Origin of the sequence: Paraburkholderia bannensis NBRC 103871, from assembly GCF_000685015.1 — a bacterium.
GTDB classification, from domain to species: Bacteria; Pseudomonadota; Gammaproteobacteria; order Burkholderiales; family Burkholderiaceae; genus Paraburkholderia; species Paraburkholderia bannensis.
In genome coordinates this window covers 33,087-46,882 of record NZ_BAYA01000021.1, presented here as the reverse complement: position 1 = coordinate 46,882, position 13,796 = coordinate 33,087, and the positions used below count along the sequence as shown (strand labels likewise).

Sequence of the window (13,796 nt, the reverse complement as noted above, 5' to 3'; positions counted from 1 at the left end):
GCCAGGGTCAATTTGGCAATGAATTCTGCAGTGCAGTCAGCCTGGGGAAAATACCAGACGATCGTTCGAAAATTGGAGACCCCGTATTTTTTAGCTGGAATACATGAATTTTGCGGTGCAGCGATTCCTCTTTGGGGCCAACTGACTGCCTTGACGTGTCCGTTTCGCGTGGTTAAGTTCTGCAATGCAGGCAATGATTCTGCAATTCGGAATCCGTGTTTTCATCCTCAACGAGCAATGCGAATGGAGGGCAGGGACGATGCGTTTCATCAACAAGGTCGCCATCGTGACCGGGGCGGCCAGCGGGATTGGCCGCGCAACGGCGCGGCGGCTCTATGACGAGGGCGCGTCGGTCGCGCTCGTCGACCGGCAGGCGGGCGCGCTCGCGGACGTCGCGGCGGGCTTCGACGCGGCGCGCGTGTGGCACGGCGTCGTGGACGTGGCGCGCGAGGACGACGTGGCCCGCTGCGTCGCCGGGGTGCGCGAGCGCTTCGGCGAAATCGACGTGCTCTGCAATGTCGCGGGCATTGCGGGCGGCGATTATTCGATCGTCGCCGAAACGGACACGGCGGTCTGGCAGCAGATTCTCTCCGTCAACCTGATGGGCGTCGTGCATTTCACCAAATGGGCCGCGCAGGCGATGATCGCGCGCGGGCAAGGGGCGATCGTCAACGTGGCCTCCGTGGCGGGCGTGCGTTCGGGCGCCGGCGGCAATGCGTACAGTGCGTCCAAGGCGGCGGTCATCAACCTCACGATGACGAGCGCCTGCGATCTCGCGCCTTCGCAGATCCGCGTGAACGCCGTGTGTCCCGGCCTCATCGAAACGGGCATGACGGCGCCCGTTTTCGAGCGCGCACGCGAACTCAACAAGACCGACCGGCTGGGCTATCGCTGCGAATTGCGCCGTCCGGGCCGCCCCGAAGAAGTGGCCGCGGCCATTGCCTTTCTCGCCAGCGACGATGCCAGCTACGTCACCGGCCAGGCGCTGCCCGTGGACGGCGGCAATACCGCTTCGCTCAACCTGCCGGGCATGAAGGTCTGACTGCACTGCCCACGCGGCCCGCCTCGTGAGCGGGCCGCATGTCCTGCGCCGCCAGCCGCGATCAGAACATATGACGGATGCCGAGGCTCGCGCCCACCGTCGATCCGTTGACCTCGTAGAGCGCGTTGTTGATCGACAGGCCCGTATCCATGCGGCCGTGGTTGTTCACGTAGCCCACCTGGCCGTAGAGCGTCGTGCGCTTGGACAGGAAGAACTGTGCGCCCGCCGAGGTCATGATCGAGTGATTCGCGCCATTGTTGCCGTCGCGCGTGTACCAGACGCCCGCGTTCACGTTGAGGTAGGGCGTGACGAAGTAGCTCGCGCCACCCGAATAGACGCTGTTGTCGAACGATCCCGCGACCTTGTAAAGCGCATAGGAGGCCGAAACAGTGAGGCTGTTCTCGAAGCGATAGGTCGCGCCCAGGGTGCGGCCCACGAATTCGACCGTGCTTGGAACCGGCGTGCTCGCGGCGCTGCCGCCCGAGTTGCCGTTATAGAGCGCGCCGGTCAGCGTGAGGCCGCCCAGATGGTAGCGCAGGCTTGCGGAATACTGCCGGCCCGCCTGGAAGTCGCCCGCCGATCCACCCAGCGCCATCATGCCCGCAGCCTGGATGCCGTAGATTTCTGGCGAGGTATAGGTGAGCGAATTGCTGTTGAAAAGGCCTGTGACGTAGACGTTGTTCACGTAGCTCACGAGGCCGCTGCCGAAATACGACATGCCACGCGGGTCGGTGTCGTAGAGCGAGAGGAAGAACGGCGAATATTGCAGACCGGCCTTCATCGAGCCGTACGGGCTGTCGATGCCGACCCACGCCTGGCGGCCGAAGAAGTTGCCGTTCGAGTTGTTGAACGCGCCGTTGGCCACGCTGATCCCGCTTTCGAGGGTGAAGACCGCGCGCAGGCCGCCGCCCAGGTCTTCGGCGCCACGCATGCCGAAGCTCGATCCCGTCATGCCGCTGTCGGTGAACGAGTACTGGTGCCCCTCGTTCTGGCCCGTCGACATATTCATCGTGTGGCTGGTGTAAAGCAGCGAAGCATCGACGATACCGTACAGCGTCACGCTGCTCTGCGCATGTGCGGCGCTTGCCATGCCCATCAGCCCCGTCGCTGCGACCCCGGTGGCAAGCAGTTTCTTGCGTAGCGTATTGCGTTTTGACATTTTGGAATCCTGATCGACTGGAGTGGCTTGGAATTGGTTGGATCAGTGCACTTCTTGCCGCGGGCGCGTCAGGGTGCGCGGACGTGGCGCATGCGCGCCATCCGTGCGGGTTGCCAGCCTTGTTAAACAGCGCAGGGCCGGCTTCGACGCGTCACGCGGACGTCGTTACGGGGATTGCTGCGGTAACACGGGAAGGACGTCTTGCCGGCGAGGCCAGTGACACCGCTGAGGCGCGCAAGGGAAATTGCCGCGTGCTGCGTGTCGGATTCGGTTCGCAAGTTCAGGCTGTTGCTCGTTCACCGATTGCCTCTCCACATACCAGGTAGGGCTCGCAAGATTGTCCGGAATGTCTGTCAGACGGGGATTATTTTTGTACGGTCGTACGGAAACGTCACCCTGGGGGAAACGTGGGGGCGACACTCTAATTCTAATAAGGTGGGTGTACAGGCAAGGCGAATTGTCGTATGGCCGACAATCTGGAAAGGATTGGCAAAGTGGGCAGGAACGCGTGCGCTGCTGCGTATTTTATGCGGCGCGCAATAATTAGTTCGGAGTCCGTTTTAAGCGGCGGCGCTCAGGAATTGAATGTTTGACCCACCATCTCGGCGACGAAATCGATGACTGCGCGAATGGGCGGCGAGTACCGCAGGTCGTCGTGCACCACCAGCCAGATATCGCGCGAAAAGGCTTCGCCCGACCAGGGCAGGCGCTGGAGCGCCGGGTCGGCGTCACCCATGAAGACGGGCAGGCCCGCCACGCCGATGCCGGTGCGCGCCACGGCCAGTTGCGTGCTGATGTCGCTCACCTCGCAGACGATGGGGCGCTCGCCTGCCGCCGCACGCAGCCATTGTTCGTGGGGCATGTCCGCAAGTCGCGCCTCGTACGCGATGAAGGCCCATTCGGCGGGCTGCACCGCCTGCGCGTAATCGCGGCGCGCGTAGAGCGCGAAGGGCATGGTGCCGAGCTTGCGCGTGACGTTGCGCGGCTCGTCCGGACGCGCGAGGCGCAAGGCGAGATCCGCTTCGCGCCGCCCGAGCGATACGCGCTGGGCCTCGCTTGCGATCGCCAACTGGATGCCCGGATGCCGCTGCGAAAACGCGCCCAGCGTGGTCGCGAAGAAGTTGCTCGCGAGCACGGGCGGCACGCTGATCGTCACCTTGCCCTGCATCGGCGACTGAACCGCGCGCGCGAGCCGCTCGATGGCGAACGCCTCGGCCTCCATGCGTTGCGCGAGTTCGACGATCTGGCGGCCCGACGCAGTCAACTGGCACGCGCGCGGCAACCGGTCGACGAGGCGCATTTCGAGGTCGGCTTCCAGCGCGCTCAGGCGGCGGCCGACGGTTGCGTGATCGACCTTGAGCTGTCGCGCTGCCGCCGAAAGGCTGCCGGTCTGCGCGACAGCCACAAAAAAGCGAAGATTTTCCCAGTCGAACATCGGTGCGTTTTCTCCCAGTTACTGTGCGCGAATGGGGAATATTCGCACAGAACAGGAAGGCTTACGCTGACGCTTTCCGTTTTGAAGGCATGACGATGCAAACATCGACCGCAACATCCGTGCGCCCCCAACCCGGCTTCGTGGAGCTAGCGGCCTGCCTGGGCTTTGTCGTCGTCTCGATCGACGTGAGCGTGGTCAACGTGGCGCTCGACGCGCTGCGCGGCGCCTTTCACGCCGATGTCACCGGCCTGCAATGGGTCGTGAACGCTTACGCGCTGGTGTTTGCATCGGCGCTGCTGCTGGCGGGCGCGCTGGGCGACCGCTTCGGCGCGAAACGCGTGTTCGTGGTGGGCTACGCGCTGTTCACCTGCGCATCGGTTGGCTGCGGGCTGGCGCAGTCGCTGGCGGCGCTGATCGGCTGGCGCCTCGCGCAGGGCCTGGGGGCCGCGCTGCTGGTGCCGAACTCGCTTTCGGTATTGCGCGAGGCGTTTCATGATGCCGGCGCGCGCAGCCGCGCGGTCGGCTGGTGGTCGGCGGGTGGCGGCATCGCGCTCGCGGCCGGGCCGGTGATTGGCGGTCTGCTGATTGCCGCGTTTGGATGGCGCAGCATTTTTCTCGTCAACGTGCCGGTTGGCGCGATCGGGCTCTGGATGACGATGCGTTACGCACCGCTTTCGCGCGGCCATGCGGGGCGCGGCCTCGACCCGCTCGGCCAGGTGAGCGGCGCGCTCGCGTTGGCCGCGCTCGCCTTCGCGTTGACCGAGGCGAGCAGCCTGTCGTGGCAAGACCCGCTGATCGGCGCGGCCTTCGTATTGAGCATCGCGTCCGGTGCGGTGTTCGTGTGGCTTCAGGCGCGCAACCCCGCCGGAATGCTGCCGCTCGCGCTGTTCGCGAACCGCACGGTCAGCGGCACGACGTTCATCGGCCTGATCGCAAACCTCGTGTTTTACGGCATCGTTTTCACCTTCAGCCTGTTGTTCCAGACGGTCTGGCATTTCACGGCCGAGCGCGCCGGCCTGGCATTCCTGCCGATGATGGCCGTGCTCGTCGTCATGAATATCGCGGCGGGGCGGCTCGTCGGTCGCACGGGTGCGCGCAGGCTCGCGATGGCGGGGCTGTCGACGGCCATCGTCGGCTATCTGTCGATGCTGCCCGCGCTTGCCACCCAGTCTTACGCGTGGCTGGTCGCGCCGATGCTGGTTGCAGGCGGCGGCATTGCGCTGGCGGTGCCGACCCTCACCAACGCGCTGCTGGCGGCGGTGCGGCGCGAGCAATCGGGCATTGCATCGGGGCTGCTGAATGCTGCGCGTCAGGTGGGCGGCGTGATGGGTGTGGCGCTGTTCGGGTTCTTCGTGCGCCACACCCAGAGCGTGCTGTTCATGCATGGCCTCGTGCAGGCGCTGGTTGTGTCCGCGACGTTATTGGCAGTGGCGCTGGGCGTCGCGTGGCGCACGCTGGACGCGCGTGCGCTGCAACCGGCGGCGGCAGGCGTGAAGGCGTGCCGCGCCGGTTCGTCATCGCTGCATTAGCCTTTAAATCAGGCCGTCACGCTCACTTTGTCGAGCAAAGCGCAGACGGCCGCCGTCACCTGCGCCGTGGTGGCGTTGCCGCCCAGGTCGCGCGTATGCAGGGAACGGTCTGCGGTCACGGCTTCGATGGCGTGCATCACGCGCGCGGCGGCTTCGGTTTCGCCCAGATGATCGAGCAGCATGACGACCGACCAGAAGGTGCCGACCGGATTCGCCAGCCCTTGCCCCATGATGTCGAACGCCGATCCGTGGATCGGCTCGAACATCGACGGATAACGATGCTCGGGGTCGATATTGCCGGTGGGCGCAATGCCGAGGCTGCCCGCAAGCGCCGCGGCCAGGTCGCTAAGGATATCGGCGTGCAGGTTGGTCGCGACGATCGTATCGAGCGACGCGGGCCGATTGACCATGCGCGCCGTCGCGGCGTCGACGAGTTCCTTGTCCCATTTGACGTCCGGAAACTCCACCGCGATCTGATGCGCGATCTCGTCCCACATGACCATCGCGTGGCGCTGCGCGTTGCTCTTGGTGATGACCGTGAGTTGCTTGCGCGCTCGCGATTGCGCGAGGCGGAACGCGAAGCGCAGGATGCGCTCGACTCCGGCGCGCGTCATGATCGACACGTCGGTGGCGGCCTCGATCGGATGGCCTTGATGCACGCGGCCGCCCACGCCCGAGTATTCGCCCTCGGAATTCTCGCGCACGATCACCCAGTCGAGATCGCCGGGGCCGCAGCGCTTGAGCGGGGCGTCGATGCCCGGCAGGATGCGCGTGGGCCGCACGTTGGCGTACTGGTCGAAGCCCTGGCAGATCTTCAGGCGCAGGCCCCAGAGCGTGATGTGATCGGGCACGTCCGGATCGCCCGCCGAGCCGAACAGGATCGCGTCCTTGTCGCGCAGCGCGTCCAGGCCGTCGGCGGGCATCATCGCGCCGTGCGCGCGATAGTAGTCGGCGCCCCAGTCGAAATCCTCGAATTCGAAAGCGAAACGATCGCTGTGCTTCGCGAGCGCTTCGAGCACCTGGCGGCCTGCCGGCACGACTTCCTTGCCGATGCCGTCGCCGGGAATGGTTGCGATGCGATAAGTCTTCATGATGCTGTCCTGCCTGAATGGAAACCGGGATGAAACCGACTCTACCCATTCGGCGTCGTGACAACCGCCGCGGCATTTAAAGCATCTTTAACTCCAGTTCACGAATCGGCGCCATGCCGGTGCGTGCATAGACTACATGGACGCGCGGGTATGGGTTGCGCGCGCCGGGTTCGCTATCGTTGTTTCCACGCAGCGCCTTTCGCCGGGTCTCTTTAACTCAAGCGCGAAACGCTACGACGATACCCACGATCCAGGAGACAAGAACATGACGCAAGCCCAGCTTGCCGCGCTCACGCGGCCACGTCAGCCGGCCATTCCCCGCAACTGCACGTTCGATTCCCACGACTGGGAAATCCTCGCCCGTTACTGGCATCCCGTCGCGTTCGCGGCGGACGTGCAGGACAAGCCCATTTCCGTCACGCTGCTGGACGAAGCGCTGGTCGTGTATCGCACCCAGGGCCGCGTGGTCGCTGCGCGCGACGTCTGCCCGCATCGCGGCGCGCCGCTGAGCCAGGGCTGGGTCGATAACGGCAATCTGGTGTGCCCCTATCACGGCCTGTCCTACGAGGCGAGCGGCAAGTGCGTGCATATTCCTTCGCAGCCCGAAGGGCCGATCCCGGAGCGTCTTTGCCTCACGACCTATGCCGCGCAGGAAGCCTATGGCCTCGTGTGGGTATCGCTGGGCGGCGGCGAGGTGCCATTGCCCGAATTCCCGGCCTGGAACACCGAAGGCTATCAGCAGATCCTGCCGCCTTCGATCGACATTCACGCATCGGCGGGTCGGCAGACCGAGGGTTTTATCGACGTCGCGCATTTCGCGTGGATCCATCACGACAGCTTCGCAGACCGGCATAACCCGGTGGTGCCGCAGTATTCGGTGGAGCGCCGCCCGAACGGCCTGCGCGCCGAATACGTGAGCACCGTGAGCAATTTCCCGAAGTCGATGCAGCACCGCGCGCCGGAAGGTTTCGTGTGGCGCCGGATTTTCGAAGTCGACGTGCCGTTCTTCGCGCGCCTCACGGTGCATTTCCCGGAAGACGGACGCCTCGCGATCCTCAATGCGGCGAGTCCCGTTTCCGCACGCCACACGCGCCTGTTCGTGCCGATTGCGCGCAATTTCGACCAGGACTTGCCGCTCGACGATGTCTATGCGTTCAACCGCCAGGTCTTCGAAGAAGACCGCGCGATTGTCGAGCTGCAATGCCCCGAAGACCTGCCGATCGACCGTTCGCAGGAAGCGCCGATTCTCGCCGACCGTTCGTCGGGCGCGTATCGCCGCGCGCTGGCCGAGATCGGCCTGGGCCAGAAGTACGTGCGTTGAGCCGAAGGGGAGCACCAACATGAAAATCTGGGAATGCGTGATTTGCGGCTTCCGTTACGACGAAGCCGCGGGAATCCCCGAGGCAGGCATTGCGCCGGGCACGCGCTGGGAAGACGTGCCCGACGACTGGATGTGCCCCGACTGCGCAACGGGCAAGCATGACTTTGAAATGCAGGTGGTGGCATGAGCACGACGACACAAACGGAAGATAGTCAGGAATCCATCGTAATCGTCGGCAGCGGGCTGGCGGGCTATACGCTCGCACGCGAGCTGCGCAAGCTCGATAGCGAGACGCCCGTGCTGATCGTGAGCCGCGACGACGGCCGCTTTTACTCGAAACCGGCGCTCTCCAACGCGCTCGCGACGCGCACCGAACCGCACGCGCTTGCGCGCTTCGACGCCCAGGCGATGGCGCAGCAGTTGCAGGCGCGCGTCTGGACGCATCGGCAGGTCGAGCGCATCGTGCCGCACGAACATGCGATCGTCGTCGATGGGCAGCGCCTTCAGTATCGCGCGCTGGTGCTGGCAACTGGCGCCGACCCGCGCCGCGTGCAGGTGGAAGGCGATGGAGCGGGCGACGTGCTGTCGGTCAACGACCTCGGCGATTACGCACGGTTTCGTGCGCGGCTGGAGGGATGCCGGTCGGTGGCGCTGCTGGGCGCGGGCTTGATTGGCTGCGAGTTCGCCAACGACCTGCTGGCGGCGGGCTACGACGTGACGTTGATCGACCCGGCGCCCGTGCCGCTTGCCCGTCTGCTGCCCACCGAGGCCGGCGATGCTTTCGCGCGCGCGCTTGGAGCGGCGGGTGTCGACTTGCGCCTGGGACGCGGCGTGCAGTCGATTGCAAAGCGCGGGCCGGGTTATCGGCTGAGCTTGAGCGACGGCGCGACAGTCGACGCGGATCTGGTCGTGTCGGCGGTAGGTCTTGTGCCGCGCACGTCGCTGGCTAGCGCGGCGGGCCTGGAAATCGAAGGCGGCGTCGCCACCGATGCATGGTGCCGCACGAGTGCGCCCGATGTCTATGCGCTCGGCGATTGCGCTGCGATTGAAGGGCGCGTGCAGCCGTATGTGCTGCCGATCATGCACGCGGCACGCGCGCTTGCGCAGACGCTTGCCGGGACGCTCACGCGCGTGGCGTTTCCGGTCATGCCGGTCGTCGTCAAGACGCCTGCGGTGCCCGCCGTGATCGTGACGCCGGACAGCGCAGACGGTCGCTGGACAGTCGAGGCCGGCACGGAAGGCGACGCCCACGCCGTACGCGCCATCTGTGCCGACGACGCGACGCAGCGCATGAGCGGCTTCGCGCTGCTGGGCGCGGCGACAGCCGAAAAGGCCGCGTTGCTGAAGACGATGGCGACAGGCGCAGGCGCATAACATCGATTCGGATGCCGAATCAAGTCGCGCGTTGCTGTTCCCGCGCGCACGTCCTCTTCGACAGGCAGCTTCGGCTGACCGACCCCTGTCGCGCTCGCGTAGCGGCGTCCGCTCAACCCTGTCAGCGGAGGGCCGATACGAGGCGTTTCGCACCGCGAGCCGCGCTCGCGGTGCTTTTTTCGTATGGGCGCGTTGCGCTCAGTGGATCAGGCCTTTCGCCACATCGGCCACGAGATGGCGCAGCCACACCGCCGCTGTGCTGCGGTGCGTGCGATCGTGCCAAAGCTGGTAATAGGTGAGTGCGCGTGGTTCGCCGGGCAAAGGCTCGATGCGTAGCGGCAGCAGATTGCAATAATGCGCCGCCAGCGCGCGCGTGGTCGTGAACAGCAGGTTCGAGCGCATCAGCACATAGGGCGCCATGCCGAAGTAGGGCAGCGTGGTCGTCACGTTGCGGGACAGGCCGTTGCGCGCGAGTTCGGCGTCGATGGTGCCCAGGCCCGTGGCGTTGTGCGTCGTCACGGCCAGGTGCTCAGCCTCTTCATAGATCGCCTGGTTCAGCGTGCCGGGCTTGATCGGATGTTGCGCGCGCAACAGACAGACCAGGTCGTCCTTGCATAGCGGCTGCAAATGCAGATGCTCGGGCGGCGTGCGCCAGTTGCCGATCACGAGATCGAGCGTGCCGCTTTCCAGGCCATGTCCATAGCCGCCGTCGACCATCATCAGGTGCTGGAATTCAATGCGTGCGCGCGGCGCCTGTGAATGAAACGCGTCGACGATGGCGGGCAGAAAGAACACGTCGAGATAATCGGGCGAGCCAATCAGGAACGTGCGCCGCGTGGTGGCGGGATCGAAAGCCGTGGTCGGATTGAGGATCGCGGCGATGCCCGCGAGCGCCTGCGCGGCAGGCTCGATCAGTGTGAGCGCGTGACTGGTGGGCACCATGCGACTGCCGCTGCGCACGAGCAGCGGGTCGCCGGTCATCGCACGCAGGCGGCGCAGCGCGACGCTTACGGTGGGCTGTGACTGGCCGAGCAGCGCTGCGGTGCGCGAGACGCTGGCTTGCGTGATGAGTGTGTGGAGAACCTTGAGCAAATAGGAGTCGATGACTTCCCGGGACATGCGAACCGCCGATAGTGTAGACACGTGTGCTTGTTGTATACGTGGCGATATATCGGTGCGTCAAATCAGGGAAATCGCCTGGTAGGCGGGCAAGGCCACGCTGCGCGGGGTTCATTATGCGGCGCGCATGATCGGTATGTTGTGCGCCGCATGCCTGCAAACAGCTCAATCAAACAAGCAGATCCTCATAAAACGCGCCGAAGGCACGCGTCGGATGCGCAATCTGGATTTCCAGGATCCACAGTCCCGCGGCGGGCGCCTGGTCGAAGTCGCCGAGATTGCCCGCCTTGTAGATCGCATGCGGAAAGTCGCTCACGCGATGGCCCTTGATGTCGACATTCAGGCGCCAGCCATGCGCCTGCGCGCGCCCAGCGGCGTAATCGTAGAGCGCCGCGCCGCTGCAACCGGTGCTGCGCCAGTGCGAGGCCACTTCGTCGAAGACGGTTTTTGCCGCCTCGGCGCAGCGCTTCATCTCGGCGTCGTCGCCGGTCACGAAGGTCGCGCCCGCATCGCCCTCATGGCGATCCCAGACCACCCCCAGGTCGACGAAGAAAATATCGTTCTCGCCCAGCACGGGATCGGTTTCGGAGCGCTCCTTGAAGGTGCGCAGCGTGTTTTCGCCAAAGCGGATCAGCACCGGATGCCAGATACGATCCATGCCCATCTGCTCAAGAATCGCCTTGCCTTGCAGGTTGGCTTCGGATTCGCGCATGCCGGGTTTGATGGCCGCGGCGATGTTATCGACGGCCTGCCACGTCTTCGCGCGCGCGTGTTCCATCGCGGCGGCGGAAAACGGTGCGCCTACGGCTTCTCGGGTGTCGCTGTTCACGTGTGGGGGCTCCATCTTTCGGGTTGTCGGTATCAATATATTCTCGCGTATATATCGAAACTTTGACAACGCCCTTGCAACGATGAAGCGCTTAGCTTTCGCTGTCTCCGATCGGCATGCGGAAGGTGAAGCGCGTTTCGGTTTCGTCCGAATTCAGCTCGACGTTGCCGCCGTGCGCCCGCGCGATTTCGGCGACGATGTAGAGACCGAGGCCCAGGCCGCGCTGTTCCTCGCGCACAGGGCCGCGCGTGAATGGCGCGAACAGGCGCTCGTGCAGCTCGCGTGGGATTGCCGGCCCCTGGTTGCTCACGCTCAGCACCAGGCCGTCGGCGTCGTTGACCGTCACCTTGACCGGCTCGTTTTGCGCGCCATAGGTGAGCGCGTTCTTGACGAGATTCGAGAGCATGCGCGCCATGTAGACCGGGTCGGTGGCGACAGGGCGCGTGAGCGACAGCGTGAGGTCGATGCGGCGCAATGGATGCGCGAGACGCAGTTCCTCGATGGCGTGGCGCAGCGACGCTTCGAGTCCGTCGCGCTTGAGGCGCAATGGGATGCCGTCGACGAACCGGCTGCGGCTCGCATCCGAGATATCGTCGATGAGCGCGGTCATGTGGCGCACGCTGCGGCCAATGGTTTCGGAGATCGCGCGCTCGCGCTCGTCGAGCTTGCCCAGGCGCAGCAGGCGCGCGCCTGCACCGATGGCCGCGAGCGGATTGCGCAGGTCGTGGCCCAGCACCGCGATGGCCTGGATGGCGTCGAGGTCGCGCTGGCTGTCGTGGCTATCGTGGCCATCGTGGCCATCGTGGCCATCCACGCTAACCGGGCCATCGGCAGCCGTTGCGGATCGCGCATCGTCGCCGAGATCCGACGCCGCGCTGCGCAGCACGAACTGATGGCGGTCGAGCACGTCGCGCGTTGCGGCCGCATCCATGCCGTCATGCCGATAGCTGCACATGCAGATGAGCCTGCGTCCGCGCACCATCTGCTGCACGCTCGACTCGTAATCGAGGAAGTCGTCCCATTGCGTCTTCTCGACCCACGAACAGTTGCCGTTGGTGCGCAGCCCGCGATACCCGGCGGCGAGCGCGTTGCGTTCGCGCTCCAGCAGGCCTTCGATGAGGGCCTCCGCGCTCAGCGCCGCGCCTTTCGCGTAGAAGCTGCGCACGTCCAGAATCTCGATCTGGCCTTGCTGTTCGCGCGCGTCCAGATCGGGGACGACCGTGCGCAGGGCGGCGCGCGCGTCGTCGGCGCTGAACGGCGCTTCGGTGACCCACAGGCAGCGCTCGTGGTTCTCGATGCCCGCCTGGAAATAGGGGACGAGGAAGTCGCGCAGATCGTCGGCCGAGCGAAACAGCTGGCCGATATGGCTGCCCCACGAGAGCAGGGGCAACGACGCAATGCCCGATGGCGCGTGGGCTTGGGCGGAATCTTCTGACATGGAGCAACGGAGTAAAAAGGCGTGCCATCGGCGATGGCTTCGAGGCGGCAGTACGTGGCCGCCGCCCCACATCTCAATATACTCCGTCTCGCCCTTCGCTCGCTTGCTGAACGGGTTCTTTATGCCGTTTCATCTCTGCAAGGCAGGTAAATATTGCTGATTTGATGCGTGGCGGATATTCAGGGCGATTCGAGCAGCAGCCAGGCGCCGTCCCCGGACACGCCCGCGTCGATCGGCGTGAAGTCTTGCGCGCGATAGAACGCCAGGGCGGCCTCGTTGCGCGTGAGGCACTTGAGCCGGTAGCGCTGGGCGCGCCATTGCGGCAGCGCGCGCAGCAAGGCGCGTCCCACGCCTTGCCGCTGCCTTGACGGGGCGACGAACAGATGATGGATGAAGTGGTCGGGCGTCCAGACCGAGATGAAGCCCGCCAGATGCGCGTCGCCGTCGAGCGCGACGATCAGGTCTTCGCCTTCGGTTTGCTGGTCGAAATCTTCGAGCCGCAAATGCCCGGCAGCCTGCCAGAAGAACGCCTCGCGCCGCGCATGCAGGAACAGTTCGCGCAACGCAGGCCGGTCTGCGGGCGCGGCGGGCCGTATCGTCAACGCCGTGGTCAACGCAACGCGCCCGACTTCTGTGTGGCGTCCGGAAGTTGACGCGTCTCGCGCATCGAAAGCGGGTGCCACAGCCGTGCGCCGCCCTCGATGCCGCGATCGTTCGGCACGGTCGCGACGTTGGGCGGCAATGCGAACGTGAGACGTTCCGCATTGCCGCCGCCAATCCACAGCTTGTCGTAATGCACGAGCGATTCGAGAATGCCGATCACTTTCTGCACGCGCTGGTTCCAGCGCTTGTTGCCCGCCTTGCGGCGCGCGGCGTCGCCGATATATTCATCGTATGCGTGCTTCTTGCTGACCGGATGATGCGCAAGCTCCAGATGCGGCATCAGCTCGCCGTCGCGAAAGAGCGCCGTGCCCGCGCCCGTGCCGAGCGTCAGTACGAACTCCAGGCCTTGGCCTTCGATGGCGGCGAAGCCCTGCATTTCGGCATCGTTGATCATGCGCACCGCGTCGATCCCCAGGCGCTTGCCCAGCATCTGCGCGAGCGGCACATCGTTCCAGTCGTCGAGGCCCAGGTGCGGCGCGGTCAGCACATGGTTATTGCGCACGAAGCCGGGAAAGCCGATCGAAACACGCGTGGGCGCATAGTGATCGACGAGCGGCGCGACCAGCGTATGTAGCGTCTCGACCAGCAGGTCGGGCGGGCAGGGATGCGGCGTCGCCACGCGAACGCGATCGGTAAGCATCTGGCCTTGCGCGTCGACAATCGCGGCCTTTAAACCCGTGCCGCCAATGTCGATGGCGAGAATGTTTTCGATTTTCGGCGCTGGGGTTTTCTTCGCTGCAGTTTTCCTCGCTGCAGTTTTCTTCGCGCGGTCAGGGGTTTTAGCGCTCTTTTTTGT

The 13,796-nt window shown here is 65.1% G+C and carries 13 protein-coding genes; 5 read left to right on the top strand and 8 right to left on the bottom strand.

Annotated features, from left to right (window positions below):
• The first annotated feature begins 259 nt into the window (after positions 1–259).
• Positions 260–1,042, top strand: a complete 783-nt coding sequence (locus tag BBA01S_RS27230) for an SDR family NAD(P)-dependent oxidoreductase (protein WP_027819210.1) — start codon at positions 260–262, stop codon at positions 1,040–1,042.
• Positions 1,043–1,103: 61 nt separating this feature from the next.
• On the opposite strand, the gene BBA01S_RS27225 is transcribed toward BBA01S_RS27230, so the two are convergent.
• Both BBA01S_RS27225 and BBA01S_RS27220 read right to left on the bottom strand, forming a co-directional pair.
• Positions 1,104–2,201, bottom strand: coding sequence for a porin (locus BBA01S_RS27225; RefSeq protein ID WP_027819209.1), 1,098 nt, complete (start codon positions 2,199–2,201; stop codon positions 1,104–1,106).
• A 574-nt stretch (positions 2,202–2,775) separates the two neighbouring features.
• Positions 2,776–3,636, bottom strand: a complete 861-nt coding sequence (locus tag BBA01S_RS27220) for a LysR family transcriptional regulator (protein WP_027819208.1) — start codon at positions 3,634–3,636, stop codon at positions 2,776–2,778.
• 95 nt (positions 3,637–3,731) lie between these two features.
• Between BBA01S_RS27220 and BBA01S_RS27215 the strand changes: the two genes are divergently transcribed.
• A complete protein-coding gene (locus tag BBA01S_RS27215; protein ID WP_042297991.1) occupies positions 3,732–5,165 on the top strand; it encodes an MFS transporter in 1,434 nt (477 codons plus the stop codon).
• A gap of 8 nt (positions 5,166–5,173) precedes the next feature.
• On the opposite strand, the gene BBA01S_RS27210 is transcribed toward BBA01S_RS27215, so the two are convergent.
• The gene (locus BBA01S_RS27210) at positions 5,174–6,256 is read right to left on the bottom strand and encodes a tartrate dehydrogenase (RefSeq protein WP_027819206.1); all 1,083 of its coding nucleotides are present in this window, start codon (positions 6,254–6,256) and stop codon (positions 5,174–5,176) included.
• 265 nt (positions 6,257–6,521) lie between these two features.
• Here BBA01S_RS27210 and BBA01S_RS27205 point away from each other — a divergent pair, with 265 nt between their 5' ends.
• The 3 genes from BBA01S_RS27205 to BBA01S_RS27195 are packed head-to-tail and all read left to right on the top strand — an operon-like array spanning position 6,522 to position 8,951.
• Positions 6,522–7,577, top strand: a complete 1,056-nt coding sequence (locus BBA01S_RS27205; RefSeq protein ID WP_027819205.1) for an aromatic ring-hydroxylating dioxygenase subunit alpha — start codon at positions 6,522–6,524, stop codon at positions 7,575–7,577.
• Between the two features lie 19 nt (positions 7,578–7,596).
• Entirely contained in the window at positions 7,597–7,764 is a 168-nt protein-coding gene (locus BBA01S_RS27200; RefSeq protein ID WP_027819204.1) for a rubredoxin, read from the top strand.
• Entirely contained in the window at positions 7,761–8,951 is a 1,191-nt protein-coding gene (locus BBA01S_RS27195; RefSeq protein ID WP_042297983.1) for an NAD(P)/FAD-dependent oxidoreductase, read from the top strand. Before BBA01S_RS27200 ends, BBA01S_RS27195 begins: the two co-directional genes overlap by 4 nt.
• A 198-nt stretch (positions 8,952–9,149) precedes the next feature.
• Here BBA01S_RS27195 and BBA01S_RS27190 read toward each other — a convergent pair whose 3' ends face one another.
• From BBA01S_RS27190 to BBA01S_RS42995, 5 genes are all read right to left on the bottom strand, one after another.
• Positions 9,150–10,070: a LysR family transcriptional regulator gene (locus tag BBA01S_RS27190; RefSeq protein WP_042297982.1), complete on the bottom strand. Its 921-nt coding sequence runs from the start codon at positions 10,068–10,070 to the stop codon at positions 9,150–9,152.
• A gap of 169 nt (positions 10,071–10,239) precedes the next feature.
• On the bottom strand, positions 10,240–10,899 hold the full coding sequence (locus tag BBA01S_RS27185; protein WP_027819201.1) for a M24 family metallopeptidase: 660 nt from the start codon (positions 10,897–10,899) through the stop codon (positions 10,240–10,242).
• 91 nt (positions 10,900–10,990) lie between these two features.
• Positions 10,991–12,337: an MEDS domain-containing protein gene (locus tag BBA01S_RS45305; RefSeq protein ID WP_052391912.1), complete on the bottom strand. Its 1,347-nt coding sequence runs from the start codon at positions 12,335–12,337 to the stop codon at positions 10,991–10,993.
• 179 nt (positions 12,338–12,516) lie between these two features.
• The gene (locus BBA01S_RS27175) at positions 12,517–12,951 is read right to left on the bottom strand and encodes a GNAT family N-acetyltransferase (protein WP_027819200.1); all 435 of its coding nucleotides are present in this window, start codon (positions 12,949–12,951) and stop codon (positions 12,517–12,519) included.
• Positions 12,948–13,712, bottom strand: coding sequence for an ROK family protein (locus BBA01S_RS42995; protein WP_042297989.1), 765 nt, complete (start codon positions 13,710–13,712; stop codon positions 12,948–12,950). Before BBA01S_RS42995 ends, BBA01S_RS27175 begins: the two co-directional genes overlap by 4 nt.
• Positions 13,713–13,796 lie beyond the last annotated feature (84 nt).

Excerpts from the sequence above, each read along its gene's own strand:
- BBA01S_RS27215 (WP_042297991.1), top strand. The coding sequence starts at position 3,732 with ATGCAAACATCGACCGCAACATCCGTGCGCCCCCAACCCGGCTTCGTG.
- BBA01S_RS45305 (WP_052391912.1), bottom strand. The coding sequence starts at position 12,337 with ATGTCAGAAGATTCCGCCCAAGCCCACGCGCCATCGGGCATTGCGTCG.
- BBA01S_RS27195 (WP_042297983.1), top strand. The coding sequence starts at position 7,761 with ATGAGCACGACGACACAAACGGAAGATAGTCAGGAATCCATCGTAATC.
- BBA01S_RS27230 (WP_027819210.1), top strand. The coding sequence starts at position 260 with ATGCGTTTCATCAACAAGGTCGCCATCGTGACCGGGGCGGCCAGCGGG.
- BBA01S_RS27220 (WP_027819208.1), bottom strand. The coding sequence starts at position 3,636 with ATGTTCGACTGGGAAAATCTTCGCTTTTTTGTGGCTGTCGCGCAGACC.
- BBA01S_RS27200 (WP_027819204.1), top strand. The coding sequence starts at position 7,597 with ATGAAAATCTGGGAATGCGTGATTTGCGGCTTCCGTTACGACGAAGCC.
- BBA01S_RS27205 (WP_027819205.1), top strand. The coding sequence starts at position 6,522 with ATGACGCAAGCCCAGCTTGCCGCGCTCACGCGGCCACGTCAGCCGGCC.
- BBA01S_RS27225 (WP_027819209.1), bottom strand. The coding sequence starts at position 2,201 with ATGTCAAAACGCAATACGCTACGCAAGAAACTGCTTGCCACCGGGGTC.
- BBA01S_RS27210 (WP_027819206.1), bottom strand. The coding sequence starts at position 6,256 with ATGAAGACTTATCGCATCGCAACCATTCCCGGCGACGGCATCGGCAAG.
- BBA01S_RS27190 (WP_042297982.1), bottom strand. The coding sequence starts at position 10,070 with ATGTCCCGGGAAGTCATCGACTCCTATTTGCTCAAGGTTCTCCACACA.